General features: G+C 71.5%; 21 protein-coding genes. 7 read left to right on the forward strand and 14 right to left on the reverse strand.

Features of this window, described 5'->3' with window-relative positions:
• The 3 genes from EES42_RS45595 to EES42_RS11700 form a co-directional block, all read right to left on the reverse strand.
• The coding region (locus EES42_RS45595; protein WP_206433439.1) for a hypothetical protein at positions 1–186 on the reverse strand (186 nt) is incomplete at its 3' end.
• Between the two features lie 380 nt (positions 187–566).
• Entirely contained in the window at positions 567–3,716 is a 3,150-nt protein-coding gene (locus tag EES42_RS11695) for an alpha-N-acetylglucosaminidase (protein WP_124718059.1), read from the reverse strand.
• A 163-nt stretch (positions 3,717–3,879) separates the two neighbouring features.
• A complete protein-coding gene (locus EES42_RS11700) occupies positions 3,880–4,425 on the reverse strand; it encodes a carboxymuconolactone decarboxylase family protein (RefSeq protein WP_124718060.1) in 546 nt (181 codons plus the stop codon).
• 82 nt (positions 4,426–4,507) lie between these two features.
• Here EES42_RS11700 and EES42_RS11705 point away from each other — a divergent pair, with 82 nt between their 5' ends.
• Together EES42_RS11705 and EES42_RS11710 are read left to right on the forward strand one after the other, a co-directional pair.
• Positions 4,508–4,999, forward strand: coding sequence for a MarR family winged helix-turn-helix transcriptional regulator (locus EES42_RS11705; RefSeq protein ID WP_124718061.1), 492 nt, complete (start codon positions 4,508–4,510; stop codon positions 4,997–4,999).
• A 148-nt stretch (positions 5,000–5,147) separates the two neighbouring features.
• Entirely contained in the window at positions 5,148–6,812 is a 1,665-nt protein-coding gene (locus EES42_RS11710) for an alpha-L-fucosidase (RefSeq protein WP_206433440.1), read from the forward strand.
• Positions 6,813–6,861: 49 nt separating this feature from the next.
• Here EES42_RS11710 and EES42_RS11715 read toward each other — a convergent pair whose 3' ends face one another.
• Together EES42_RS11715 and EES42_RS11720 are read right to left on the reverse strand one after the other, a co-directional pair.
• Positions 6,862–7,509 carry a LuxR C-terminal-related transcriptional regulator gene (locus tag EES42_RS11715; protein WP_124718062.1) on the reverse strand — a complete coding sequence of 216 codons (648 nt, stop codon included), beginning with the start codon at positions 7,507–7,509 and terminating at the stop codon, positions 6,862–6,864.
• Positions 7,494–8,762, reverse strand: coding sequence for a sensor histidine kinase (locus tag EES42_RS11720; RefSeq protein ID WP_124718063.1), 1,269 nt, complete (start codon positions 8,760–8,762; stop codon positions 7,494–7,496). Before EES42_RS11720 ends, EES42_RS11715 begins: the two co-directional genes overlap by 16 nt.
• Positions 8,763–9,063: 301 nt before the next feature.
• Between EES42_RS11720 and EES42_RS11725 the strand changes: the two genes are divergently transcribed.
• On the forward strand, positions 9,064–11,151 hold the full coding sequence (locus tag EES42_RS11725; protein WP_124718514.1) for an MMPL family transporter: 2,088 nt from the start codon (positions 9,064–9,066) through the stop codon (positions 11,149–11,151).
• 73 nt (positions 11,152–11,224) lie between these two features.
• Here the strand turns inward: EES42_RS11725 and EES42_RS11730 are convergent, their stop codons facing one another.
• The 5 genes from EES42_RS11730 to EES42_RS11750 form a co-directional block, all read right to left on the reverse strand.
• The gene (locus EES42_RS11730; protein ID WP_124718064.1) at positions 11,225–11,833 is read right to left on the reverse strand and encodes a winged helix-turn-helix domain-containing protein; all 609 of its coding nucleotides are present in this window, start codon (positions 11,831–11,833) and stop codon (positions 11,225–11,227) included.
• Between the two features lie 341 nt (positions 11,834–12,174).
• Positions 12,175–13,086 carry a DUF6891 domain-containing protein gene (locus EES42_RS11735; RefSeq protein ID WP_124718065.1) on the reverse strand — a complete coding sequence of 304 codons (912 nt, stop codon included), beginning with the start codon at positions 13,084–13,086 and terminating at the stop codon, positions 12,175–12,177.
• A 69-nt stretch (positions 13,087–13,155) separates the two neighbouring features.
• Entirely contained in the window at positions 13,156–14,190 is a 1,035-nt protein-coding gene (gene glnII, locus EES42_RS11740; protein ID WP_124718066.1) for a glutamine synthetase, read from the reverse strand.
• Between the two features lie 120 nt (positions 14,191–14,310).
• Positions 14,311–15,453: an ARPP-2 domain-containing protein gene (locus tag EES42_RS11745; RefSeq protein ID WP_124718067.1), complete on the reverse strand. Its 1,143-nt coding sequence runs from the start codon at positions 15,451–15,453 to the stop codon at positions 14,311–14,313.
• Positions 15,450–16,934 (reverse strand): hypothetical protein, encoded by a 1,485-nt coding sequence (locus EES42_RS11750; RefSeq protein WP_124718068.1) that lies wholly within the window; start codon positions 16,932–16,934, stop codon positions 15,450–15,452. The genes EES42_RS11745 and EES42_RS11750 overlap by 4 nt, the downstream gene beginning before the upstream one ends.
• Positions 16,935–17,143: 209 nt before the next feature.
• Between EES42_RS11750 and EES42_RS11755 the strand changes: the two genes are divergently transcribed.
• A complete protein-coding gene (locus EES42_RS11755) occupies positions 17,144–18,055 on the forward strand; it encodes a Gfo/Idh/MocA family protein (RefSeq protein WP_124718069.1) in 912 nt (303 codons plus the stop codon).
• A gap of 57 nt (positions 18,056–18,112) precedes the next feature.
• Here EES42_RS11755 and EES42_RS11760 read toward each other — a convergent pair whose 3' ends face one another.
• Positions 18,113–18,562 carry a MarR family transcriptional regulator gene (locus EES42_RS11760; RefSeq protein ID WP_124718070.1) on the reverse strand — a complete coding sequence of 150 codons (450 nt, stop codon included), beginning with the start codon at positions 18,560–18,562 and terminating at the stop codon, positions 18,113–18,115.
• A 93-nt stretch (positions 18,563–18,655) separates the two neighbouring features.
• Here EES42_RS11760 and EES42_RS11765 point away from each other — a divergent pair, with 93 nt between their 5' ends.
• On the forward strand, positions 18,656–19,501 hold the full coding sequence (locus EES42_RS11765; protein WP_124718071.1) for an alpha/beta fold hydrolase: 846 nt from the start codon (positions 18,656–18,658) through the stop codon (positions 19,499–19,501).
• Positions 19,502–19,624: 123 nt separating this feature from the next.
• Here EES42_RS11765 and EES42_RS11770 read toward each other — a convergent pair whose 3' ends face one another.
• Positions 19,625–19,984, reverse strand: a complete 360-nt coding sequence (locus EES42_RS11770) for an arsenate reductase family protein (RefSeq protein ID WP_124718072.1) — start codon at positions 19,982–19,984, stop codon at positions 19,625–19,627.
• A gap of 119 nt (positions 19,985–20,103) precedes the next feature.
• Between EES42_RS11770 and EES42_RS11775 the strand changes: the two genes are divergently transcribed.
• Positions 20,104–20,373, forward strand: coding sequence for a hypothetical protein (locus EES42_RS11775; protein ID WP_124718073.1), 270 nt, complete (start codon positions 20,104–20,106; stop codon positions 20,371–20,373).
• Positions 20,374–20,469: 96 nt separating this feature from the next.
• Here the strand turns inward: EES42_RS11775 and EES42_RS11780 are convergent, their stop codons facing one another.
• Positions 20,470–20,910: a hypothetical protein gene (locus tag EES42_RS11780; protein ID WP_124718074.1), complete on the reverse strand. Its 441-nt coding sequence runs from the start codon at positions 20,908–20,910 to the stop codon at positions 20,470–20,472.
• A 161-nt stretch (positions 20,911–21,071) separates the two neighbouring features.
• On the opposite strand from EES42_RS11780, the gene EES42_RS11785 reads away from it, so the two are divergent.
• Positions 21,072–21,557, forward strand: a complete 486-nt coding sequence (locus EES42_RS11785; protein ID WP_241196361.1) for a hypothetical protein — start codon at positions 21,072–21,074, stop codon at positions 21,555–21,557.
• Positions 21,558–21,581: 24 nt separating this feature from the next.
• Here the strand turns inward: EES42_RS11785 and EES42_RS11790 are convergent, their stop codons facing one another.
• Positions 21,582–21,917: a hypothetical protein gene (locus tag EES42_RS11790; RefSeq protein ID WP_124718075.1), complete on the reverse strand. Its 336-nt coding sequence runs from the start codon at positions 21,915–21,917 to the stop codon at positions 21,582–21,584.
• Positions 21,918–22,910 lie beyond the last annotated feature (993 nt).

The following is a 22,910-nucleotide window of genomic DNA, read 5'->3' on the forward strand; positions in this document are numbered from 1 at the left end:
ATTGCCGGCGGCGGTGTCGAAGCAGGTCGGGGGCTGGGACTGAGTGCAGACGATTGCGGACGGGACGGCCTGGGGCGCCGCTGTAGCACTTGTCGCGCCGACCGCGCCGACTCCGCCGGCCATCGCCGCGACCAAGCTCGACACGCCGATCAGGCGGGGAATTCCTTGGCGAATGCTTCTCATCATGGTGGATTCCTTGCGTGTGGAAGCGGGTTTGAGCTTGCCTGCACCAGCCATCGTCAGGTGCTGGGCATCACCGCGGCGTGACGTCGGCGTGACTGGGCTCAGCTGACGGCAGTCGGCGGATGCTCTCCGAAGGCGTCTGCTTGCGCCCCGGCCATGGCCAGGACTTGCCCCGTGGACAGCCGTGTTTCCCGGGTGCCTGACCGACTGCGTACGGTAACAAGCCGCACGGGGGTGTACTCGTAGCCGACACGCCGCGCCGCTCAGGTGCGCCCGGACAGCGCCCGTGCGACGCGGCAGTCGGTTGTCCTCGGCGCGGTTGCCGGGCGAATCGTGCGACGGTCACTCCGACCCGTCCGCGCATGGCTCAACGGGCCGCCGCCTCACCGCAGTTGCCACCCGCTGAACCCGACCGTGCCGCGCAGCCCGCTCCCGCCGTTCGTCGCGGTCATGAAGATCCCCACGTCCTGGGCCGCCGCCGTCCCCGGCACGGCGACCGTGGCCACCGTCCGCCAGGTCGCCCCGCCGTCGGTGGAGCAGGAACCCGTGCACCCGTCGCCGGTCCGGGTCAGCCGGAGCAGTACCGGGGCCTTGATCCCGGTGATCCGCCGGTACGCGTCCAGGGTGCCGTCGCCGTTCGTGTCGTACGAGAGCACCACACCGTTGGACGGCGTCACCGCAAGGTTCAGGAACCCGGCGGAGCCCGGCGCCGCGAGGCTGTTGCGCACCACGAGCCCCGAGCGCGCCCAGCCCCCGGTGTTCTCCTGCGCGTCGACCCGCACGGTCACCTCCGACCCCTCGGACCACGCCCCCTCCCGGTACGCGGTGCCGAACTGGCTGGTGCCCTTCCACAGGTCCTGGCCCGCCCCGTTGATCGCGAACCGCCCGTCCAGCTGCCCGAAGACCGCCGCGTTCGCCGTGTACGTGCGCCAGTCCGGCTCCAGCGGCGCCGCCATGTACACCGCACCGCGCCGCAGATCGCTCACCCGGTCCTCGCCGCGCGGCCCGTACGCGGTGCTCAGCTCGTACGGCATCGGCCGCAGCGGTGCGGTCAGCGGTTCGGACGGGGCGGTGACCCGCCAGTCCACCGAACCGGAGCCGCCGGCCGCGACCTCGTCGAGGGAGGTGCCGCCCGTCGGGGTGGCGTCGAGGCCGGTGAGTGCGAAGTCGATCCGGCCGGTGGACCGCAGGCCGTTGAGATTGCGGAAGGTGGCCGTCACCGTGCCGGTGCTGCCCGGGGTGAACGCCACCGGTTCGGCCAGGACCGTCACGGTGCCCTGGTACGGGGCGGTGGACAGGGTCTCGAAGACCCGCCGCGCGGTGCGGTGGGCGTCGCCCGTCGCCCGTACCGGATGGGCGTCGGTCCGCCGGGTCCACTCCTCCTCGCCCGGGTACCAGTCGAACGGTTTCGCGGCCCGGCCCTCCACGAGCGCGTCGGTCAGCTCGTCCAAGTACGCCTGCCACTGCGGAACATGGACCTCGGCCATCAGCCCGTGCCAGTCGCGGTTGGCGTAGTTGCTGAGGTTGTCGGCGGCCGTCCGGTCCGCCCAGGTGGTGATCAGGGTGCGCGCCGTCCACTCCAGCCGCACCGCCTCCGCCGGACTCGTCGCCAGCCGCTTGGCGTCCTCCAGCCACGGCCCCAGCAGGAAGGCCCGGTGGCAGCCCGACACGGTGTCCGTCAGCCGCATCAGCTTCAGCCAGAGCGCGGCCAGCGTCCGGAACCGTGCCACGTCCTTGTCGGCCTGCGCGGCCCGCAGCTGCGGCAGCAGGATCCGGGAGCGGTCGGCGAGCGCCTGCCGGGCCAGATCCGTGAGGTCGTAGCGGTAGGTGTCCGAGTCGCGCAGGGACGGGTGTACGTCCAGGAGCGCCGCGAACGCCCGGTCGAAATCGGCCGGGTCGAAGGCGAAGCCGGTCGAGGCGGTGATGTTCGGTCTGCGGGAGAAGAGGGAGTCGACGGGGCGGCCGTCGGTGCTCGTCAGCCGGTACGCCGTGCCGGCCAGCGCGGCGAACGCCGTCTCCGCCGAGCGGTCCCGGCCGCCGTAGCGGAACTTCGGGTACGCCCGGAACCACGCCTGGCGGTCCACCTTCTCGCTGCGCCAGGCCAGCTCGCCGAACAGCTCGAACGCCGCCGGATCGCGCTCGGCCGCCTCCGGCATGTACGCCGTGCCGGCCAGGGCGCTGCCCGGCTTGTCGCGCCAGGCCGTGAACTTCTCCGTCCAACGGTCGGTGTTGGCCCCGATGGTCGTACGGCCGCCGAAGTTCGGGATGGTGCCGAAGGCGTACGGGGCCCCGCCCCAGTCCTTCTCACGGTCGGTGACGGTGTCCAGATCGGAGAGGCCGTCGACGATCAGCAGCCGGGCGGTGTCGATCGCCTCCAGCATCGAGGGCCGGGGATTGGCCTGCCAGCCGAGGATCACCCAGGTCGCGCCGGGGCGCGCGGTCCGCAGCGCCGACTCGACGGCACGGGCGGCGTCCGGCACCGGGACGTCACCGGCGGTGCCGCCCTCGTGCAGCAGATCCATCTTGAAGTGGTCCGCCGGGCCGAACAGTTCCCCCTGGTGCCGGTAGAAGGCGGCGGCCACCTCGGCGAAGACGGGGGTGCGCGGATCGAGCCAGTCGGGCCGGCGCAGCCCGTTCCAGGTGCCCTGCGGGACGGTGCGGGCGCCCGGGTTGCGGTCCGCGAAGCCGTCCGGGACCGTTCCGAAGTAGCCGGGGAACACCGGCGCCATGCCCAGCTCCCGCATCCGGTCGGCGATGCGCCGGCCCAGTTCGGCCCGCCGGGCGATCAGCTCGGGGCCGAGCGGGCCGCCGTATCCGCTCATGTTCTGGAGCAGCCACCACGGCTGGTGGGACGGCGCGGGCAGCCAGGTGCGGGCCTCGGTGTCGGTGTAGCCGAAGTCCTGGAGCAGCCGGTGGTAGACCGCCTCCTGACCGGCGGTGACCAGGACCTCGTTGCAGCCGTGCAGGGCCAGGACGTCGAGCATCCGTTCCCAGCGCGGCCAGTCGGCGTACGGGGCGGTGTAGCCGTCGTGGGTGTCGTTGAGGGCGAACCGGTGGGGGACCGTCGCGGAGCGTTCGACGGGGGTGCGGGGCGCGGGCAGCCGGCGGGGCAGCCCGGTGCGGCTGCCCGCCCACGAAATGACCGCGTCGCAGCTGTACTTGAGGTACCAGTGGGCCCCGGTCAGGGCGGCGGCCGGGGTGGTGGCGGCGATCTCGATCCGCCCGGTGGCACCGGTGACGCGGAAGCGGTCGGGGGCCTGCGCGCCCTCGCCCCGGGGGAGGGCGCGCAGACGGAACTGGTCCGCGTGGTCCGGCAGCAGACGCCGGAGCGCCGCGTGCGCCGGCGCGAGGTCCGGGCCGGGGGCGGACGGTGCGGCGGTGGCGTGCGCGGGGGCGGCGGCCCCGGCCACGGCGGTGGCGCCGATGGCCGTGGCGGTGCCGATGGCGGCGGCGGTGCCCAGCAGCGTACGTCTGGTCGGCCGGGAGGAGCTGAAGGGCAGGGAGGAGCTGAAGGGCAGGGAGGGTTCCGTCATGTTCCGCACTCCTCGGTGTTGTTCATGGTGGTGCATGCGACAACAGGTATGTGCGGTGCGCACGTTAATGACGGGTGAGGGGGCGGGCAACGGGGCGTACGGCGGGTTCGTGCCGAACCAGCTGTTCGGCCGCACGCCGGGGTGACCGGGCGCGCGGCGGCGGTCAGGCGAAGGCGGCCAGTTGCGGGTCGACGGGCGCCCCGGTCATCCGGTTGGCCAGCGTGGACATGGTGTACGTGCCGATGCCGAGGACGACCTCCAGCGCGTTGCGGGCGGTGTACCCGTGTGCCAGGAACGCCTGGAGGGTCGCATCGTCCACGGCGCCGGCCGTCGTGAGCACGGCGAGGGTGAACTCCCGTACCGCCTCCAGCCGTTCGTCCGGCAGCGCCCGCCGCTCGCGCAGGGCGGCGATCAGCCCGGGGCCGGCGCCGAGCGCGGTGAGCTTCGCGGTGTGCATCGCCACGCAGATGTGGCAGTCGTTGCCGGTCGCCATCGTCATGACCAGGACCTCGCGAGAGAGCGGGTCGAGAGTGGTGGACTCGAAGAGGGCGCTCGCCCTCAGGAAGCCGTCGAGCAGCTCCGGCGAGGTGGCGAGCCGGGCGACGGCGGAGGGCAGATAGCCCTGCTTCTCCGTCACCCCCGCCATGGTGCGGCGGGCGGCGGCGGGGGCGGTTTCGAGGGTGTGGTCGGGGAACGCGGAAACGGACATGGCTGACCTCTCCTGATGGCTGCGGGGGCTAAAATCGACAACGTGATTGACGAAAAGGTAAACCGGGTTGTCGAGTTCTGCAATGGCTGAGCAGCGGGAGGGGGCGTCCGGGGTGGACGCGGCGGGCTTCGAGTTGCCCGTGCTGCTGTTCGCCGGATTCCGGTCGATCATCGACGAGTTGCACCGTGACCTGGCCGGACAGGGGCACGCGGACCTCCGCCCCGCGTACGGCTACGCGCTCCAGGCCGTCGGCCGCGACGGGGCGACGGCCAGTGAGATCGGCCGGCGGCTCGGGGTCTCCAAGCAGGCCGCCGGCAAGACCGTGGAGAGACTCGAAGGACTCGGGTACGTGGAGCGCGCCGACGACCCCCGCGACGGCCGCCGCAAGCTGGTCCGGTTGACTGCGCGGGGCGTGGACGTGCTGGTCAGATCGGCCGAGGGGTCCGACCGGCTGCGCGCCCGCTGGGTGGACGTGCTCGGCGCCGACCGGGTGCGCGCGATGGAGGCGGACCTGCGCGCGATGGTGCCCGAGGGTGCCTTCCGGCTCGATGTGCCGGGCTGGTTCAACGACTGAGACGGCTGTGAAGGTCGGCTTGGACTTTACGCACGAGAGATAGGACGTATCTCGTGCGCGCCCTTCCCGTGGGTCCATCCGTGCGGCAGCATGCGCACGTTGGCACCCAAGAGATCCGACCAATGCTGGTCGGGAACGGGAGGGAACCATGGCACGACGCACCCGTGTGCTCAGTGCGCTCGCACTGGCGGCGGCCGCCGCGCTCGTCCCCGTACAGGCGACCGCGCAGCAGCCCGCGCACCAGCGGCCGGCGCCACCGGGCACCCCGTGCAGCGCGCCGGTGAAACCCGCCTCGCAGATGACGGTGGAGTCCTGCGACAGTCCCGACCGGATCATCGAGAAGGCCGCGAACATCGTGCCCACGCCCGGCCAACTGGCCTGGCAGCAGCGGGAGGTCACCGCCTTCACACACTTCGGGATGAACACCTTCACCGGCCGCGAGTGGGGCTCGGGCACCGAGGACGAGAAGCTCTTCGCACCCAGGGCCATCGACGCCGACCAGTGGATGCGCGCCTACAAGGCCGCCGGTGTCGAACAGGTCATGCTCACCGCCAAGCACCACGACGGCTTCGTGCTCTACCCGAGCCGCTACACCGACCACTCGGTCGCGCTCAGCCCCGGCAGCCCCGATGTCGTGGCCGCCTATGTGAAGGCCGCCCGCAAGGCGGGCCTCAAGGTCGGGCTCTACCTCTCGCCCTCCGACGGTGCCGAACTCCCGCACGCCTGGCACGCCCGCTGGGTCGACGAGATCCGCGCGAAGCAGGCCGAGGGCAAGCCGCTCAGCCTGCCCGAGCGCATGGCCCTGGAGGACGGCGACCGCGCCCCGGCCGGTGAAGGCCGCTTCGGCAACGGCAGCCCGGTCACCGAGCGCACGATCCCCACCCTCGTCCCCGGCGACGACCGGGCCGCCGCCGTCCGGAGCGGCAAGCTGCCCACCTTCCGGGTGAAGGCCGACGACTACGACACGTACTACCTCAACCAGCTCTACGAACTGTTCACCCAGTACGGCCCGATCGAGGAACTCTGGCTGGACGGCGCCAACCCCTGGTCCGGCTCCGGCATCACCCAGAACTACGACGTCAAGCAGTGGTTCGACATGGTGAAGGCGCTCTCGCCGAACACCGTCGTCTTCCAGGGCCCGCAGGGTGTGCGCTGGGTCGGCAACGAGAACGGCATCGCCCGCGAGACCGAGTGGAGCGTCACCCCGCACATCACCGACCCGTGGACCGGGCTCGGCAGCCTCCCCAACGACTCGACCGATCCCGACATCGGCTCCCGCGACAGGATCCTCGACCCGGCCGTCAACTACCTCCAGTGGTACCCGGCCGAGGCGGACGTCTCGATCAGGCCCGGCTGGTTCCACCACCAGGACGAGAAGCCCAAGACGCCCGCCCAGTTGATGAGCCTGTACGAGAAGAGCGTCGGCCGTAACGCCTCTCTGCTGCTCAACGTCCCGCCGAACAAGGACGGCCGGATCGACGACGCCGACGTCGCGTCACTGACCGCCTTCGGCTCCGGCATACGCCGGATCTACGGCACCGACGTACGCAAGCAGGGCCCCGCCCCGTACACCTTCGACCGGGTCGCCGTCCGCGAGGACGTCCGGCACGGGCAGCGCGTGGAGAGGTTCGCCGTCGAGGCCCGCGTCGGCGGGAGCTGGCAGCGGATCGCCGAGGGCACCACCATCGGCCACCGCCGCATCCTGTCCCTGGCCTCACCCGTCACCGCCACCTCGGTACGGGTGAAGGTCCTGGAGTCCCGGGCCACCCCGCACCTCGGTGCGACGACCCTGCACCTGAGCACCACACCGTGACCCCTTGGCCGCGCGGCCCCCTCGCCGGGGTCGCGCGGCCGTCCGTCACTCAGCCCCGGTCGAGATAGGCGAGCACCGCGAGGACCCGGCGGTTGTCGTCGTCGGACGGCGGCAGCGAGAGCTTCCCGAAGATGTTCGAGGTGTGCTTGGCCACCGCCCGCTCCGTGATCACCAGCTGCGAGGCGATCGCCACGTTCGAACGGCCCTGCGCCATCAGCTCCATGACCTCCAGCTCGCGCGGGGTGAGCATGCCCATCGGCCTGTCCTGCGAGCGCCGCGACAGCAACTGCGAGATCACCTGCGGGTCCATCGCGGTGCCGCCCGCCGCCACCCTGCGCACCGCGTCGACGAACTGCTCGGCGTCGAAGACCCGGTCCTTGAGCAGATAGCCGATGCCGCCGTTGCCGTCCGCCAGCAGCTCGCGCGCGTACAGCTGCTCCACGTGCTGGGAGAGCACGAGCACCGGCAGCCCCGGCTTCGCCTGCCTGGCCGCCAGTGCGCACTGCAGGCCCTCGTCGGTGTGGGACGGCGGAAGCCGGACGTCGACGATCGCGACGTCCGGCTCCGACTCGGCGAAGGCGCGGGTCAGTTCGGGCCCGCTCTCGACGGCTGCCGCGATCTCGAAGTCGTACGCCTCCAGCAGGCGGACCAGGCCGTCGCGCAGCAGGAAGAGATCTTCGGCTAGGACAACTCGCAAGGGATCTCCATGGTCACCATGGTGGGACCGCCCGCGGGGCTGCTGACGGCCATGATGCCGTCGAATGTACCGAGTCGGCGTTCGATTCCGCTCAGCCCGGATCCACCGCCGACCGTCGCACCGCCCCGGCCGTTGTCGGTGACGGAGACCCGCAGCATGGCGTCCTCGTGGTGGATGTCCACCCAGACGCGGTCCGCCCCCGAGTGCTTGGCGGCGTTCGTCAGCGCCTCGCTCACCGCGAAGTACGCCGCCGACTCGACCGCGGCGTCCATCCGGCCGCCCAGCTCCGCCCCGACCTCCGACTCGAACGGCAGCCGCAGCGCCAACGCCCGCACCGCGTCCCCGAGTCCGCGTTCGGCGAGGACCGGCGGGTGGATGCCCCGGACCAGGTCGCGCAGCTCGGTGAGCGCCTCGGCCGACGACTCCCGGGCCATGGCCAGGAGCTTCTTGGCCTGCGCCGGGTCCTTCTCGATCAGCGCCTCCACGGTGCCCAGGCTCATGCCCATCGCGACCAGCCGGGCCTGCGCACCGTCGTGCAGATCGCGCTCGATGCGCCGCAGTTCGGAGGCGGCGGTGTCCACGGCCTCGTGCCGGGTCTCGGTCAGCCGGTCGATGCGCCGGACCAGCTCCTCGTCCTGGGTGGGGGCCAGCATCGCGCGGGCGATCACGAAGTGCAGCCGCAGCAGCCGCTCGCTGACCAGCACCCCGGTCGCGAACAGCGCCGCACCGAGCGCGGCGGCGGCCAGGCCCGTCTCCTGGCTGGAGACCCGGACGAAGCCGTACCAATAGCCGTCGTCGGTGAAGACCCGCCACAGCCCGGCCGCCAGCACCACACCCTCCACCGGGTAGATGAGCAGCGCGGCCGCCAGCGTCGCCACCACATAGCCGGCCGTCATGTCGACCAGCAGCCACCGGATGTCGCGCCAGGTCGCCGGGTCCTTCAGCATCAGCGTGGTCCGCTCCACCTGTCCGGTGAACCCGGTACGCAGATCCTTCGGGAAGGGGCGGTACGGGACCGGTATACGGATGTCGAACCAGGTGACCGCGAGCAGCCGGCGCCGATTGGCGTGCTTGCGGACCAGCTCCAGTACGTAGGGGGTGGTGAACAGGCCGACGCCCAACGGGATGAAGGCGATCGAGAGCACGGCCCATACGAAGAGCGTGATCGAAGTGACCAGGCTCGCGACCGACAGCACGATTCCGCGCCCGGCGGCCAGCGCCGCGGCCCTTGTCCGTCCCTGTATGGCGTTCATCCCGGTCCGTCTCCCCTCGCCGGGCCCTTCTGCCGGACCCGCTCCGCAGACAGTCTCACCCGGCGGCGGTCCCGGGCGTCAGCCGTTTCGCCACCCGGGCGGGGTGTACCCAGCAACACCCCGCCGACCTCGCCCTACGGCTCCGGGGGAGGGGGTTCCGGCGGCTGGGGCGGGCGGCTCCGCGTCCCTAGATTCGTCGGCGTCCACCGGCGGTGCCGAGTCCGGCGCCGCGTACTTCCGGCTACATCAGACTTCTGGGGGCGAACACGCCATGAGGCGCAACCTCGCGGCACGCATCGGTATGTGGAGCGCGCACCACCGCAAGACCGCCATTCTCGGCTGGCTGCTCTTCGTCGTGCTCGCCACGGGCATCGGAGGCGCGTCCGGACTGGTCGAGATGTCCGACGCGGAGAACGGTGCGGGTGATTCGGCGCGGGCCGAGCAGATCCTCGACGACGCCGGGCTCGGGCAGCCCGCCGGCGAGCTGGTCATGGTGTCCGCCCCGAAGGCGGGGGACTGGCGGGGCGCCGCCGACGCGCTCTCCGCGGCCCTCGGGAGGACCCGCGAGGTGGCGGACCTGGCAGCGCCGGTCCCCTCCGAGGACGGCAAGGACGCACTGATCACCTTCGAACTGAAGGGGGACGCGGCGACGGCTCCGGACCGGGTGCAGCCCGTGCTCGACGCGGTGGACGGAGTCCGGGCCGGCCACCCGGACGTCACCATCCACCAGTTCGGCGAGGCCAGCGCCGGAAAATGGCTCGGCGACCTGCTCTCCGAGGACTTCAAGAAGGCCGAATTCACCGCCGTACCCCTGGCCCTGGGCATTCTGCTGGTCGCCTTCGGCGCCGTCGTCGCGGCGCTCCTCCCGGTCGGCCTGGCGCTCACCGCGTGCATGGCCGCCTTCGGGCTGCTGTCGCTCGCCAGCCACCAACTGCACCTGTTCCAGACCACGTACTCGGTGATGTTCCTGATGGGCTTCGCCGTCGGCGTCGACTACTGCCTGTTCTATCTGCGGCGCGAACGCGACGAGCGGGCGGCGGGACACGACGCGGAGACGGCGCTGCGGATCGCGGCGGCGACCAGCGGCCGGGCGGTACTGGTCTCCGGGCTCACCGTGACGGTCGCGATGGCCGGGATGTTCCTGTCCGGCCTGATGCTGTTCAAGGGCTTCGCACTCGCCACCATCATCGTGGTCCTCGTCGCCGTGCTGGGCTCGGTGACGGTGCTGCCCGCGCTGCTGTCCTGGCTGGGCGACCGGGTCGAAGCGGGGCGGCTGCCCTTCCTCGGCCGGCGAGGGGGCCGGCGCGCCCGCACCGGCGGCGGGATCGCCGGCAGGGTGCTGAGGCCGGTGCTGTCCAGGCCGAAGACCTTCGCGGTCGCCTCGGTCGTCGTACTGCTCGCGCTGGCCGCGCCCGCCATCGGCATGAAGACCGAACAGCTCGGCCTGGAGAAGCAGTTCGGATCGCAGTCGCAGCTCTCGGTCGCCTACCGGCAGATCAGCGAGAACTTCCCGGGCGGCCCCGACCCGGCCCGCGTGGTGGTGAAGGCCGACGACATCGGGGCCCCCGCGCTGCGCAAGGCGCTCGACGGCTTCGACAAGGTGACCGTCCACAAGGCGCAGAACGTCGCCGAGATCGAGGTACCGCTCCCGCACGGACAGGCCTCGCTCTCGGAACTCCGCGAGAAGCGGCTGCCCGCCGCGTTCGACGCCACCGGTGCCCAGGTGTACGTGACCGGGGAGACCGCCGGATCCGTCGACTTCAACGAACAGCTCAAGCGCGGCATCGTCCCCGTCTTCGCCTTCATCACGGCGGTGACCTTCCTGCTGATGCTGTTCTGCTTCCGCTCCTACGTCATCGCCGTGACGTCGATCGTGCTCAACCTGCTCTCCGTGGCCGCCGCCTACGGGGTGATGGTCGCCGTCTTCCAGCACGGCTGGGGCGCTTCGCTGATCGGCTCGGAGGGGGTCGGCGCGATCGAGTCCTGGATGCCGCTCTTCGTCCTGGTCGTCCTGTTCGGACTCTCCATGGACTACCACGTGTTCGTGGTCTCCCGGATCCGCGAGGCCCGCGACCGGGGGCTGACCACCCGGGCCGCGATCGACGAGGGCGTCCGGCGGACGGCGGGCGCGGTGACCGGTGCCGCCGTGATCATGGTCGCGGTCTTCGCGGTCTTCGGGACGCTGTCGATGCAGGACATGCAGCAGATGGGCGTCGGCCTCGCCGTCGCGGTGCTGCTGGACGCCACGCTCGTACGGATGGTCCTGCTGCCCTCCGTGATGGCCCTGCTGGGCGAGCGCAACTGGCACACCCCGCGCGCCCTGACCCGCCTGCCGAGCCTGGAGCACGGGCCGGAGCGGGAGCCGGCGGCGTCCGGGCGGCTCGGCTGACCTGGCCGGCACATGGAACGGCCCTGGTCCGGAACGCACCGGACCAGGGCCGCTTCACACGACTTCCGACACGTCAGGGCGTGTACTTGTACCCGACGCGCCGCACCGTCTGGATCGAACGGCGGTGCTCGGCGCCCAGCTTGCGGCGCAGCCGGGCGATGTGGACATCGACGGTGCGCCCGTCGCCCACGTGCCCGTAGCCCCAGACGGTGGTCACCAACTGGTCGCGGGTGTGCACCCGGTGCGGGTGCGCGACCAGATGGGCGAGCAGCTCGAACTCCAGGTAGGTGAGGTCGAGCGTGTTCCCGTCCACCGCGGCGGTGCGCTGCACGGGGTCGATGAGCACCGGCCCCGCTGCCGGGTCCGCCACCGGTGTCGGCACCACGAACTGGGCGGCCGCGGTGACGGCGGGCTGCTGGTCGGCCGGTACGAGCACCAGGTAGCCGACCATCGGGGGCCGGCCCGGCAGCGCCGGAACGGTGTGCTGGGGGGCGGGCAGCCAGGTGGCACCCGGCGGCAGGAACTCGGCCACATCGGCGAGCTGGACGACCTCGTCGGGGTCGACGGCACGCAGCCGGTGGCGGTTGGGTGAGAGAGGGCGGGCGGAGGTGGTGGCCGCAGCGGTCGCCGTGGGCGCTGAGGTGGCAGCGGTCGCGGCGGAGAAGGTACGGGTGTTCGCCATGAGGGTCAGCTCTTTCGCGCGAAGGAGTCGTCGGTGGACGGACTTGCTTGCGCGCGGGCCGAAGGCCGGGGTGAGCGGCTTTAGAGGGCCTGCGCGTTCGACGCGCGACAACACACCCGGTCGAAGTCATGGTGCTGACGGGACGGCCAGAACGGTTCGAGGTCGCTGCGACCTGTCGAGGTGTGCTGGAAGCTGGCCATGTCCCCATTGAACCAGAGAACCGGACGACGGAGCAGACCTCTCTCACCCGTCGATACGGACCCTTTGCGTTACCTTCCTCACCTCGAACCGCCGCGACGGACCGGACGCCACCCGCATCGCGCCCTGCCCCGCAACCCCGCTCAACCCACCAGCCGCTTGCGCCAGTCCAGGCCGGTCAGCTCGATCGCCCTGTCCGGCGAACCGTCCCACTCCACCGTCAGCCCCGCATCACCGAGCGCCTCGACGACCTCCCGGCCCACGACGGCGGTGTCGTCCGACTCCTCGTCGAACCCGCCGTAGTACAGCGACAGGCCGTGCCCCGACGCGGCGCTCTCGGTGCACTGCGTGTGGAAGAAGACGAAGCCGCGCGCGTCCTCCTGCCCGGAGCCCCAGATCTCGGACATACCGCACGACCGGCAGCAGGTGAAATGCTCCCTCGCCGTGATCCCGTCCCGGTCCAGCCGGGCGAACGCCCGCGTCAGCCGGTCCGCGTCGGTCACCTCCGGCCACTGCCGCTGCTCCTCGACCCGCTCCAGCCACAGCCGCTCCACCAACTGCCGCGCCTGCGCACCGGTCACCGGAGACACGCCGTCCTTCACCAGGTAGTCCTCGGCCGCCTGGGAGAGCTCCTGGACCGTCCCGTACCCGCAGCGGAGCAGCACCCGTATCCGCTCCTCCAGCGTCTCCCGGATCTCCGCCGGGAGCTCCGGCACCGGCTCCTCCTCGGGCACGTCGGCGCGCTCCCACTCCACACCCGCGTCCCACTCCGGCTCCTGGCGCGCCCAGCGGGTCATCAGCTCGGCGACCCGCTCCGGCGCGTCGACCATCGTCCGGAAATGTGTGGCGGCACCGCCGGAGCGGCGCTCCAGCTGGTACCCGTCACCGTGGTCGAACCAGACCTGCACGAAGGTCCCGGGGATGTCGGGCACGCGCTGCACGACCAGGAAGCGGTCACCCTTCAGACCGATCCGGTGCACCAGATCGCTCAGCGCCCGGTCCGAAATGTGGGTGTGCGTCTCGGAGTTCTCGGTCTCCACCTTGATGTCGAGCATGCGCCAACCCTGACACAGGCCACTGACAACGGACCGGGAGAGGGAGCGGGGGAGGGGGAGGGACCCGGATCAGGCCTGGCCGGCCTTCTCCAGCGCGGTGCAGCAGGTGTCGACGATCAGGCGGGTGACGACGTACGGGTCGACGTTGGCGTTCGGGCGGCGGTCCTCGATGTAGCCCTTCCGGTCCTGCTCCACCTGCCACGGGATGCGGACCGAGGCGCCGCGGTCGGAGACGCCGTAGCTGTACTCGTTCCACGGGGCGGTCTCGTGCAGGCCGGTCAGCCGGTCGTCGATGCCCGCGCCGTAGTTCTTGACGTGGTCCATCGGCTTCGAGCCCTCGCCCAGCGACTCGCACGCCGTGATGATCGCGTCGTATCCCGTGCGCATCGCCTCGGTGGAGAAGTTGGTGTGCGCGCCCGCGCCGTTCCAGTCGCCCTTGACCGGCTTCGGGTCCAGGGTCGCGGAGACGTTGAAGTCCTCGGCGGTGCGGTACAGCAGCCAGCGGGCGACCCACAGCTGGTCGGAGACCTCCAGCGGGGACAGCGGGCCGACCTGGAACTCCCACTGGCCGGGCATCACCTCGGCGTTGATGCCGGAGATGCCGAGCCCCGCCTTCAGGCAGTTGTCGAGGTGCTTCTCGACGATCTCGCGGCCGAAGATCTCGTCGGCGCCGACCCCGCAGTAGTAGCCGCCCTGCGCGGCCGGGAAACCGCCCTCGGGGAAGCCGAGCGGCCGGTGGCCGTCGAAGAAGGTGTACTCCTGCTCGATGCCGAAGATCGGCTGCTGGCCCTCGAACCGCTCGGCCACCGGGCGCAGCGCGGCCCGGGTGTTGGACGCGTGCGGCGTCATGTCGATGTCGAAGACCTCGCACAGCACCAGGATGTCGTCGCCGCCGCGGATCGGGTCCGGGCAGGAGAAGGCCGGCTTCAGCACCCGGTCGGACGCGTGGCCCTGGGCCTGGTTGGTGCTCGAACCGTCGAAGCCCCAGATCGGCAGCTCCGCCACGTCCAGCACGGGGCTCCCGGCCATGATCTTCGTCTTGGAGCGGAGCTTGGCGGTCGGCTCGGTGCCGTCGATCCAGATGTACTCAGCCTTGAACGTCACGGAAGCCATCCTTTGCGGGTGCTGCGGTGCTGCGGTCCGGTCTACACAGCGCAGCTTCGCAAGACGCGATTTCCCGTCCGTTGCCCGAATGTGAACCCCGTGTTACCGAGGTTTCGTTCGTTACGAGCGGGCTTTGAGCAGCGACTCGAAGCCCGCCGCCCGGATCCGGCGCACCACTTCCTCCTCGGTGGTGCCCAGCGCCTCGGCCGCCCGCGACAGCCGCCAGTCCGCGTCGGTGAGCCGGTGCAGCAGATGGCCGCGCCTGATCTGGGCCTCGGACAGCCGGAACGTCTTCAGGTACGCGACCTGTCCCTTGTGGTCGGTGATCGTCTCACCGATGTGCTGCCCGGCCCCGCCCGGCAGGAACGGCGGCAGGAACCGCCACAGCGTGAACGGACCCATCCGGTACACCCGGTCGAAGGCGTACGAGCTGTCCAGCAGCTCACCTGCGAACAGGGTGTCGTGCGCCTCGGCCCACTCGCGCTCCTGGGCCCGCGCGGCCGCCCGCAGCCCCGCGAGCGTCCCGAGGTGCGGACCGTCGGGTATCCGTGCCGCGAACTCCGGCACGGGGGCGCCGTACAGCGCGTACTGGTGGATCAGCTCGCCGTACAGGTCCTCGACCAGCGACGGGTGCAGCAGCCGGTAGTCGTCCGGGTGCGGCACGACGAACGCGGCGGCCAGTGCGTCGGCCGCGTACACCATCACTCCGCACTGGTCCGGATGGATCTCGAAGACCCGCAGCGCCGCGCCGAGCCCGCGCACCGACCACCCCATGTACGCGTCCTCGGCGCGCGGCGACAACCCGTCGCGCAGCGTCTGCCGCGACCACTCCTCCCAGGCGACGGCCGGTCCGCCGAAGTGCAGCGAGAGGTAGCCCTCCAGCGCGAGGTGCAGCGGCAGGAAACGCAGCCGGTCGCCCGGGCGGCGCTTCGCCATCCGGTGGTGACGGTGGCGCTGGAGCCGCGCGGTCCGGGGCGCGGGCCGGCTCCCGGCCGACGAGCCCGGCGCGGCGCCGAGCTGCGTGCCGTACGCGACGGACTGCTCGCCCTCGCCGGACCAGTCGGCGACGAAGCCGTGCGGGATGACCGAGGCGTAGTGCGTACGTGGTCCGACGTCCACGACGCCGTACCCGTGGTCCGTGTAGAGCTCCTCGTGCAGCCGGAGCCCCTCGACCGGCCGCTCGCGCACCAGCGGCACCAGCCGGATGCCGCCCCACACCTGGGCGGGACGGGTGGTGAGCCCGGTGAGTTCGAGCCTGTTCACGATGCCGTCCCCGCCCCTCCGTCGCCCACGAACCGCGCCACCTGCCGGTCCAGGTAGGTGTACAGCGCCGCCGCTCCCGTACGCCCCTCGGCGAACCCGGCGAGCTCCACCAGCGCCGGCAGGTCCTCCGCGTCCCGGACGCCCGTCGTGGGCACGCTCGGCGAGAGCCGCCGCACATCGAAGGTGTCCGCGTCGTATACGGGGTTCACATGGACCACCGCGGTGTGCCGGTCCGGGTCGAGCCGGGTCCGCCAGACCCGGAGCACCTCGCCCGCGAGTCCGGGCGGCGCGTTGTCCCAGCCGTCCGAGACGATGACCAGCCGGTCGGGGCCGTGCTCCAGGGCGTCCAGCACACGGAAGCCGAGCGGGGTCGGGCCCCACGGCCTGACCAGCAGCGGATCGGTATGGTCCGAAGTCCACAGCGGGGTGTACGCGCCCGGCGCGGCCAGCGCCTCCAGCAGGAAGTGGCAGGCCAGCGCCACGGCGAGCGGGCGACGCCGCTTCTCGCCCGACCCGGACGAGGAGTAGCTGTCGTCGAGCACGGCGGCGACCCGGCCCCAGCTCCCGGCGTGCGGGCCCGCCGCGCGACGGGCCGCCGTGCGCAGCGCACGGGTCAGCTCCTCGCGGTGCGCACTCCGCGCCTCGAAGCCGAGCGACAGCACGAACAGGGCGAGCCGGGTCAGCGGCATCACGGTCAGGTCCACATCGGCGGGCAGCGGCGCAGCACCGGCGCCGGTGCGCTGCGTCAGCGTCCGCAGCCGCTCCAGCCGGGTCATCCGCGGCGCCATCCGCTCCAGGAACGCCTCGCGCTTCACCCCGCGCCGGGCGGCGAAGCCCTCGGCGACCGTGAACGGCAGCTCCTCGACGGCACCCTGCGCGTAGTGGGCGCGCCGCCAGGCGTCGAGCAGCTGGTTCCGGTAACCCGGCCGGTGCCGGGGCCGGAACAGGAAGTCGCCGAGCTCGCCGGAACCCCCGGGCTCGACGGCTCCGTCGAGCCCGAGGTGGGCATGGCGGGCGGCGGTCTTCAGGCCGGAGCGGTACTTCACCGCGTCGTGCGCCGGATCGGGCCGGGCGGCCAGCCAGTCCCGCATGATCGCGCGGGTGCGCCGGTTGTTCACCTTGGCCGCGCGCAGCTCCCGGAACAGCCGGTACACGCGCTGCGGCGGCAGCTTCGCCAGCCGGGCGGCGATCAGCCGGCCCTCGGTGCGCTTCTCCTCGGCGCTCGCGTCGGCCGCGTTCTCCAGCAGGCCCCGGACGATGCGCGCGGCGTTGTGGTCGTTGATGTCGAGGGCGAGCGAGGCGGCGTACACCCGGCGGTAGTTGACCCGTACGTACTCGTGGAGGAAGTCCAGCGAGAGCTGCTGCTGGTACGCGGACGAGCGGAATTCGCGCTGCCCGGTCGCTGTGATCGCCGCGTTGACGAAGAGGAGTACGTCCTCGGCGGCGACGAGGCCGGCGTCGGTCCCGGTACTGGTGGTCATGGTTTCCCCCGTGGTGTCACGCTCCGCCGCGCGCGGGGGGCGGAGCACCGGCCGGGGAATGGGGGCGCGAACAGCGAAATTTTTGCTTCATAGGCAAGTCCCGGAAGTCGCGCCGGAGTCCCGCGGCCGGCCCCGCAAACGTATCCATGAAGGTCACTCTCCGCCAACTAAATACCGGATCGTCCGGGCGGAACCGGCAGACTGGCCCCATGACGACACTTCCCGCGACCCCCCTGCGCATCGGCCTCGTCGGTACCGGCCCCTGGGCCCGGAACACCCAGGCCCCCGCCCTCGCCGCCCACCCCGGCGTCGTACTGAGCGGTGTGTGGGGCCGCCGCCCGGAGGCCGCGCAGGAACTGGCCGACGCGCACGGGACCGGGGCGTACACCGGCGAGGCGGGCATCGACGAGCTCTTCGCCGCCAGTGACGCCGTCGCGTTCGCCCTGCCGCCGGACGTCCAGGCCCCGCTCGCCGCCCGTGCCGCGGCCACCGGCCGTCATCTGCTGCTGGACAAACCGGTCGCCACCACCGTCGCTGGGGCCCGCGAGGTCGTCCGGGCCGCCGAGCAGACCGGGGTCGCCTCGATCGTCTTCTGCACCCTGCGGTTCGCGGCCGAGACGTCCGCCTGGATCGCCGAACAGGAGGCCCTGGAAGGCTGGTTCACCGCCCGCGCCGAATGGATCGGCGCACTGTTCGCCCCCGGCGCGACCAGCGAGTACGCCGCCTCGCCGTGGCGCCGCGACAAGGGCGGCCTGTGGGACGTCGGCCCGCACGCCCTGTCGGTCCTGATCCCGGTGCTGGGCGATGTGACCGCACTGACCGCGGCCCGCGGTCCCTCCGACACCACCCACCTCATCCTGCGCCACACCTCCGGCGCGTCCAGCACGGTGACGCTCGCGCTGGGAGCACCCGTGGGCGCGGTCGGTACGGAGATCGAGCTCAGGGGCGAGGAGGGGACGGTCACCATGCCGCGGTGGGACGGCGCGGTCGGAGCGTTCCGGGCGGCGGTCGACGCCCTGATCCATTCGGTGCGTACGGGGGATCCGCACCCGTGCGACGTACGGTTCGGGCTGCGCCTGACGGAGCTGCTGGCGGAGGCGGAGAAGCAGGCGGGGTCGTAGCGGCACGAAGACCGGGGCGGCGCCGGGCGCCGGGGCCGGCCGATCGCCACGAGGTGGTCAGGGGATCGAGGTGACCGCCTCGTGCGCGGCGTACAGGAAGCGCCGCACCGCGGCCGTCTCCTTCTCGTCGAAGTCGCGCAGCGCCGCCACCGTGGACTCGATCAGGGGCCCGAAGAACGCCCACCCCAGCTCCACCGCCCGCTCGTCGACCGCCAGCAGCACGCGCCGCCGGTCGCGCGGGTCGCGGGTGCGGGTGAGGTGGCCGAGCCGTTCCAGCCGGTCGATGACGGCGGTGGTGCCCGCGGAGTTGAGCCCGAGCTGTGCGCCGAGCCACCCGGCGGTGGCGTCCGTGCCCGCCCGCTCGGCGTCCAGCAGACAGATCAGGGCGCGGACGTCGGTGCTGTGCATCTGGTGAAGGGACGCGAACTCGGCCTGGCGCAGCCCGAATTCGACGGTCACCTTGCGCAGCAGATGGACGATCTCCAGCTCCGGACCCTGCTCGCTCATCGATGCTCCTTCCGCCTCGGCGAGTCCCATTATCTCGCTGAGCGAGATAATATCCAGGGGCTGACAGGAGCGGTCACGACCGGGGAGGCATCCATGACAGCCACGTCGTTCGATGAGGCGTACGACGAGGTCCTGGCGGCCAACTGGCCCGCCGGAACGACGTACTCCCAGGTCACCACCCCGTACGGCACCACTCACATCAACAGCTGCGGCCCCGGGGACGCCCCGCCCCTGGTGCTGCTGGCCGGCGGCGGCGCCACCTCCACCGTCTGGTACGCCCAGGCGGCCCACCTGGGCCGGGCACACCGCGTCCACGCCGTCGACCTGGTCGGAGAGCCGGGCCGCAGCGTCGCGGGGGAGCGCCCGATCCGTACGGTGGCGGACCTGACGGCATGGCTCGACGGGGTACTGGACGGACTCGGCGCCGACCGCACCGCGCTGGGCGGGCATTCCTACGGGGCCTGGATCGCTCTGCACTACGCCCTGCACGCGCCCCACCGAGTCCGGAAGCTGGTCCTGGTGGACCCGACGCAGTGCTTCGCCGGCTTCCGGCCCGGCTACCTGCTGCACGCCCTGCCGATGCTGCTCCGGCCGAGCGCGAAGCGGACGCGGGCCTTCCTGGAATGGGAGACGGGCGGCGCCGCGCTCGGCCCGGCCTGGCTGCGGCTGCGCGACGCGGCCGCCGGCTTCCCGTCGGGCCGCCCGGTCACCGGCCCCCGCCCCGCGCCCGAGGCCCTGCGCGGACTCGACGTACCGACCCTGGTCCTGCTCGCCGGACGCGGCCGGGCCCATGACCCGGCCCGCGTCGCCGCCGAGGCGGCCCGGCTGCTCCCGCGCGTGACGACGGCGACGATCCCCGGGGCGACGCACCACACACTGCCGTTGCACGGACCGACGGCCGCCGAACTGAACCGCGGGATCGCGGACTTCATCGGGTGACGGGCCGTCGCGCGGGCTGTCGTACGCGCTGTGGCCCGCGCCCGGGCTGTCGTACGGGCGTCGCGTCGGCCGTGACCCGCGCCTCGCGCCGGCTGCCGTACGGTACGGGCCGCCCTCGGTTGCTCAGCGCCCGAGCGCGTCGCGTACCGCCTCGTCCGTGCGCCCCACGACGGCGGTCCCGTCGTCCGCGGTGATGATCGGCCGCTGGATGAGCCTGGGGTGATCGGCGAGGGCCGAGATCCACCGCTCACGCGAACCGGCCTCGCGCGGCCATTCCTTGAGCCCGAGCTCCTTCGCGTCGGCCTCCTGTGTCCGGGTGATGTCCCACGGCTCCAGCCCGAGCCGGTCGAGCACGGCCCGGATCTCGTCCGGCGAGGGCACATCCTCCAGGTAGCGGCGGACGGTGTACTCGGCACCCTCCGCATCGAGCAGCTGTACCGCGCTGCGGCACTTGGAACAGGCGGGATTGATCCAGATCTCCATGGGGCCAAAGGTACGCGAGGGATCCCCGAAAACCCTTCTGGCCAGCGGCGATTGTCAGTGCCGGGCAGTAAAATGGAGGCAGTTCGTGAGGGTTCCACGATGGTGCCAGGAGGTTGCCCATGGCCGTTGCCGCAGTCACGACCAAGCCGCTCCACAAGCCCCTGAAGAAGAAGCCGCTCCCCGCGGGCCGGCCCCGCGAGTGGTACGTCTCCCACAACCGCCGCCTGAAGGCCATGCGCCTGGCGATCGCCCTGCTCGACACGGGCGTCTACTACCCGTCGACCGCGACCAACGACAAGATACGCACCACCGCGGAGCGCATCGGAATCCACCCGCCGTCCGACACCACCTGCCGCATGGTCCGTGCCCTGATCCGCTACGGCCGCTGACGGCCGGCGCACCCGGTGGCTGTGCCCCCGATCCCTCCGGGGCCCGGGGGCACAGCCACGTATACGCACGTCCGCCTCGGGGCGCCTCGGGCCGGATCAGAACCCGTCGCAGGTGGCCGTGGCGAAGGCGCCGGAGGCCGTGGCCGTCCGCACGGTCCCGTTGTCCACCGTCACGGCACAGGCGACCGCGCCGCCCGACGCACCGATGGTGACGGCGAAGGAACCACCGTTCATGAAGCCCCTGGTCCGCGTCTCCCCGGCCCACGGCAGGGTCCGCGGAGACAGCCGCGCGGTCGAGAGATAGCCGTTCCGCCAGGTGGGGTAGGTGATGGTGACGTCCTCGGCGGTGCCGGTGACCTCGTACGTGATCCGCAGCGGCCGTGTCCCCTCCCCGGACAGCTCACCGGCGACCACCTCTACGGCCACGGCAGCAGCACCGGCCGGCACGAGCACGGCCAGGAGCAGCACCCAGGGCCACACCCGCCGCCGACGCGGCCCCACCACCTCGGGGAAGCCGTCCGGGTCCTGGTCGCTCATGCCCCTCAGCCTCGCTCGCCCTCCGCCGCGCCGCGACCCGGCGCCGGCCCCTTCCGGCGACCTGGGCCACCGGGCCCCGGCCCCCACCCGTCCGGCGTAGACGGCATGCGGTCCGGGCCGCGGCCCCTTTGACTGGCGAGGGGCGAGTGCTGGGAGGCACGATGACGACGAAGACCGCGCGAGGCCTGTGGGCCGTACTGCTGACGACGGCCGTGATGGCGACCGCCGCAGCCTGTTCCGACGACGGAGGCAGCGCCTCCAGCACGGCCTCCAAGGCCGCGTCCGCCGCGGCATCGGTGGCATCCAGGGGCTCCGACGTGGTGGCCTCGGCGACGGCCGCCGCGGGCGAGAAGATGAAGAACTTCAAGAACGGCGTGAACGCCAAGGGCGATGTGGCGTTGAGCAGCACGGGCACCGACGGCAACGGCCGCGCCACCGCGAAGGTCACCGTGACCAACAGCGCCGACTCGAAGAAGTCGTACGCGGTACAGGTCAACTTCCGTGACGGGAGCGGCAATCTGCTCGACACGGCGGTGGTGACGGTCGACGACGTCGGCGCCAAGTCGTCCAAGGACGCCACGGTCCGCAGCAACCGCAAGCTGTCAGGAGAGGTCAAGGCCGAGGTGGGACAGGCTCTGCGGCACTGACCGCACCGCGACAGCGCGTCACTGTCACGAGCCGTTGAAGGAATCCCCTGGAGTCAGATCCGGCGGCAGAGCAGTCACGACGAGCGGGGCCGGGGCATCCGAAGGCGTGGGCACCTGGATGAGGAAGGGGAAGAACACGATCTCGCTTCCCGTATTCAGAGCCCGCTGCGAAATCCGGTAGCAGACGACATCGTCCGGATTGTCGATGAGCGTGTAGCACTTGAGTACCGAAGGTGCGGCCTGGGAATTCTGCTGCGAGGCAAAGGAGCTGCTCGCTGATGTGCCCATGATTCCGGCCGTCAAGAAGGTAGCCGCCGCTGCGACGCTGATGTTCCGCAAAGTTCTCTTCTTCATGTCCATCAGCTCAAAGGCTCGGGGTGAACTGGCGTTCCCCATCGGCGTGCTGGGGCTTCAGCGGCCTCGGCATCATGGCTCGACGGGGACGGATTCTCGTACGACCAGAACTGCTCGTGGAACTGCAACCAGAACTGGGCGTTGACAACCATCGTATCGTTCGGCCCGGTCTCCTGCCGGTCCATTTCGTACGACACCGGCCTCAACTCTCCGATCAGGACTGGTTGAATCCGGGAAATCCTTCGGTGCGACATCCTCAAGAAGAACGCGCAAGCTTGAGGAGGAGGGACTCCAGGATTCCGCCTGGAGTTGCTGCTGCCGGTCCCGTCATTGCGATGGCGTCACGCCAGCGTCACGCCATGGCTATGGCTCGCTGCTCACGATGACACGTGACCGGACAGCAAGAAAGCACAGTGCCGAAAGGGGAAAACCGTGAGAGGAAAAGTCGTTCTGAGTTCCGCCGCGGCGGTGGCGCTTGTCGGGGGGCTGGCTGTGACCACTGTCGCTCCTGCTTCCGCTGCCCCGACGCAGACGTGTCGGGTAGCCGCAGGCACCTTGACGGGAGAGAACTTCAATCCCAACGGGACCTTCGTCGTATCCCCCGGGGGGATGGTGCTGCGCCCCTTTGCTGACGGTCGTATAGGACCGACCGCCGTAACGGGCACGGGCAGCTTCTCCATAGGCCCTGTGGCCTGCACCGGTGGGGAATCAGTGGCATCGGCCGGAGCGGGTGCAGCCGCTGCTGCGGCTGCCGGAGCGAATGCGGCACAAGCGGCGAGAAGCAGGGGCGCCTCCCCGCAGGAGGCGGCGGCACAGGGTGTCGCGGCGGCGCAGGCCACCGGCAGAAGTCTTGGTTTGTCGCAGACGGTGATAAACCAGGTCACCAATCAGACAATCAACAACCTGAACCAGATCATTGGTTCCACGATCGGTGGCTCCGTCATCGCGGGGAGCGGTAACACGGTCGGCGGCGGCAACACGGTCGGCGGTGGGACGCCT

The sequence above is a fragment of the Streptomyces sp. ADI95-17 genome (assembly GCF_003846175.1).
Lineage (GTDB): Bacteria > Actinomycetota > Actinomycetes > Streptomycetales > Streptomycetaceae > Streptomyces > Streptomyces sanglieri.

Coding starts and splice junctions, on each gene's coding strand:
- EES42_RS11785 (WP_241196361.1), top strand. CDS start 21,072: ATGACGACGAAGACCGCGCGAGGCCTGTGGGCCGTACTGCTGACGACG.
- EES42_RS11700 (WP_124718060.1), bottom strand. CDS start 4,425: ATGTCCGTTTCCGCGTTCCCCGACCACACCCTCGAAACCGCCCCCGCC.
- EES42_RS11735 (WP_124718065.1), bottom strand. CDS start 13,086: ATGCTCGACATCAAGGTGGAGACCGAGAACTCCGAGACGCACACCCAC.
- EES42_RS11725 (WP_124718514.1), top strand. CDS start 9,064: ATGTGGAGCGCGCACCACCGCAAGACCGCCATTCTCGGCTGGCTGCTC.
- EES42_RS11765 (WP_124718071.1), top strand. CDS start 18,656: ATGACAGCCACGTCGTTCGATGAGGCGTACGACGAGGTCCTGGCGGCC.
- EES42_RS11695 (WP_124718059.1), bottom strand. CDS start 3,716: ATGACGGAACCCTCCCTGCCCTTCAGCTCCTCCCTGCCCTTCAGCTCC.
- EES42_RS11790 (WP_124718075.1), bottom strand. CDS start 21,917: ATGGACATGAAGAAGAGAACTTTGCGGAACATCAGCGTCGCAGCGGCG.
- EES42_RS11780 (WP_124718074.1), bottom strand. CDS start 20,910: ATGAGCGACCAGGACCCGGACGGCTTCCCCGAGGTGGTGGGGCCGCGT.
- EES42_RS11730 (WP_124718064.1), bottom strand. CDS start 11,833: ATGGCGAACACCCGTACCTTCTCCGCCGCGACCGCTGCCACCTCAGCG.
- EES42_RS11710 (WP_206433440.1), top strand. CDS start 5,148: ATGGCACGACGCACCCGTGTGCTCAGTGCGCTCGCACTGGCGGCGGCC.
- EES42_RS11705 (WP_124718061.1), top strand. CDS start 4,508: ATGGCTGAGCAGCGGGAGGGGGCGTCCGGGGTGGACGCGGCGGGCTTC.
- EES42_RS11770 (WP_124718072.1), bottom strand. CDS start 19,984: ATGGAGATCTGGATCAATCCCGCCTGTTCCAAGTGCCGCAGCGCGGTA.
- EES42_RS11775 (WP_124718073.1), top strand. CDS start 20,104: ATGGCCGTTGCCGCAGTCACGACCAAGCCGCTCCACAAGCCCCTGAAG.
- EES42_RS11720 (WP_124718063.1), bottom strand. CDS start 8,762: ATGAACGCCATACAGGGACGGACAAGGGCCGCGGCGCTGGCCGCCGGG.
- EES42_RS11750 (WP_124718068.1), bottom strand. CDS start 16,934: ATGACCACCAGTACCGGGACCGACGCCGGCCTCGTCGCCGCCGAGGAC.
- EES42_RS11760 (WP_124718070.1), bottom strand. CDS start 18,562: ATGAGCGAGCAGGGTCCGGAGCTGGAGATCGTCCATCTGCTGCGCAAG.
- EES42_RS11755 (WP_124718069.1), top strand. CDS start 17,144: ATGACGACACTTCCCGCGACCCCCCTGCGCATCGGCCTCGTCGGTACC.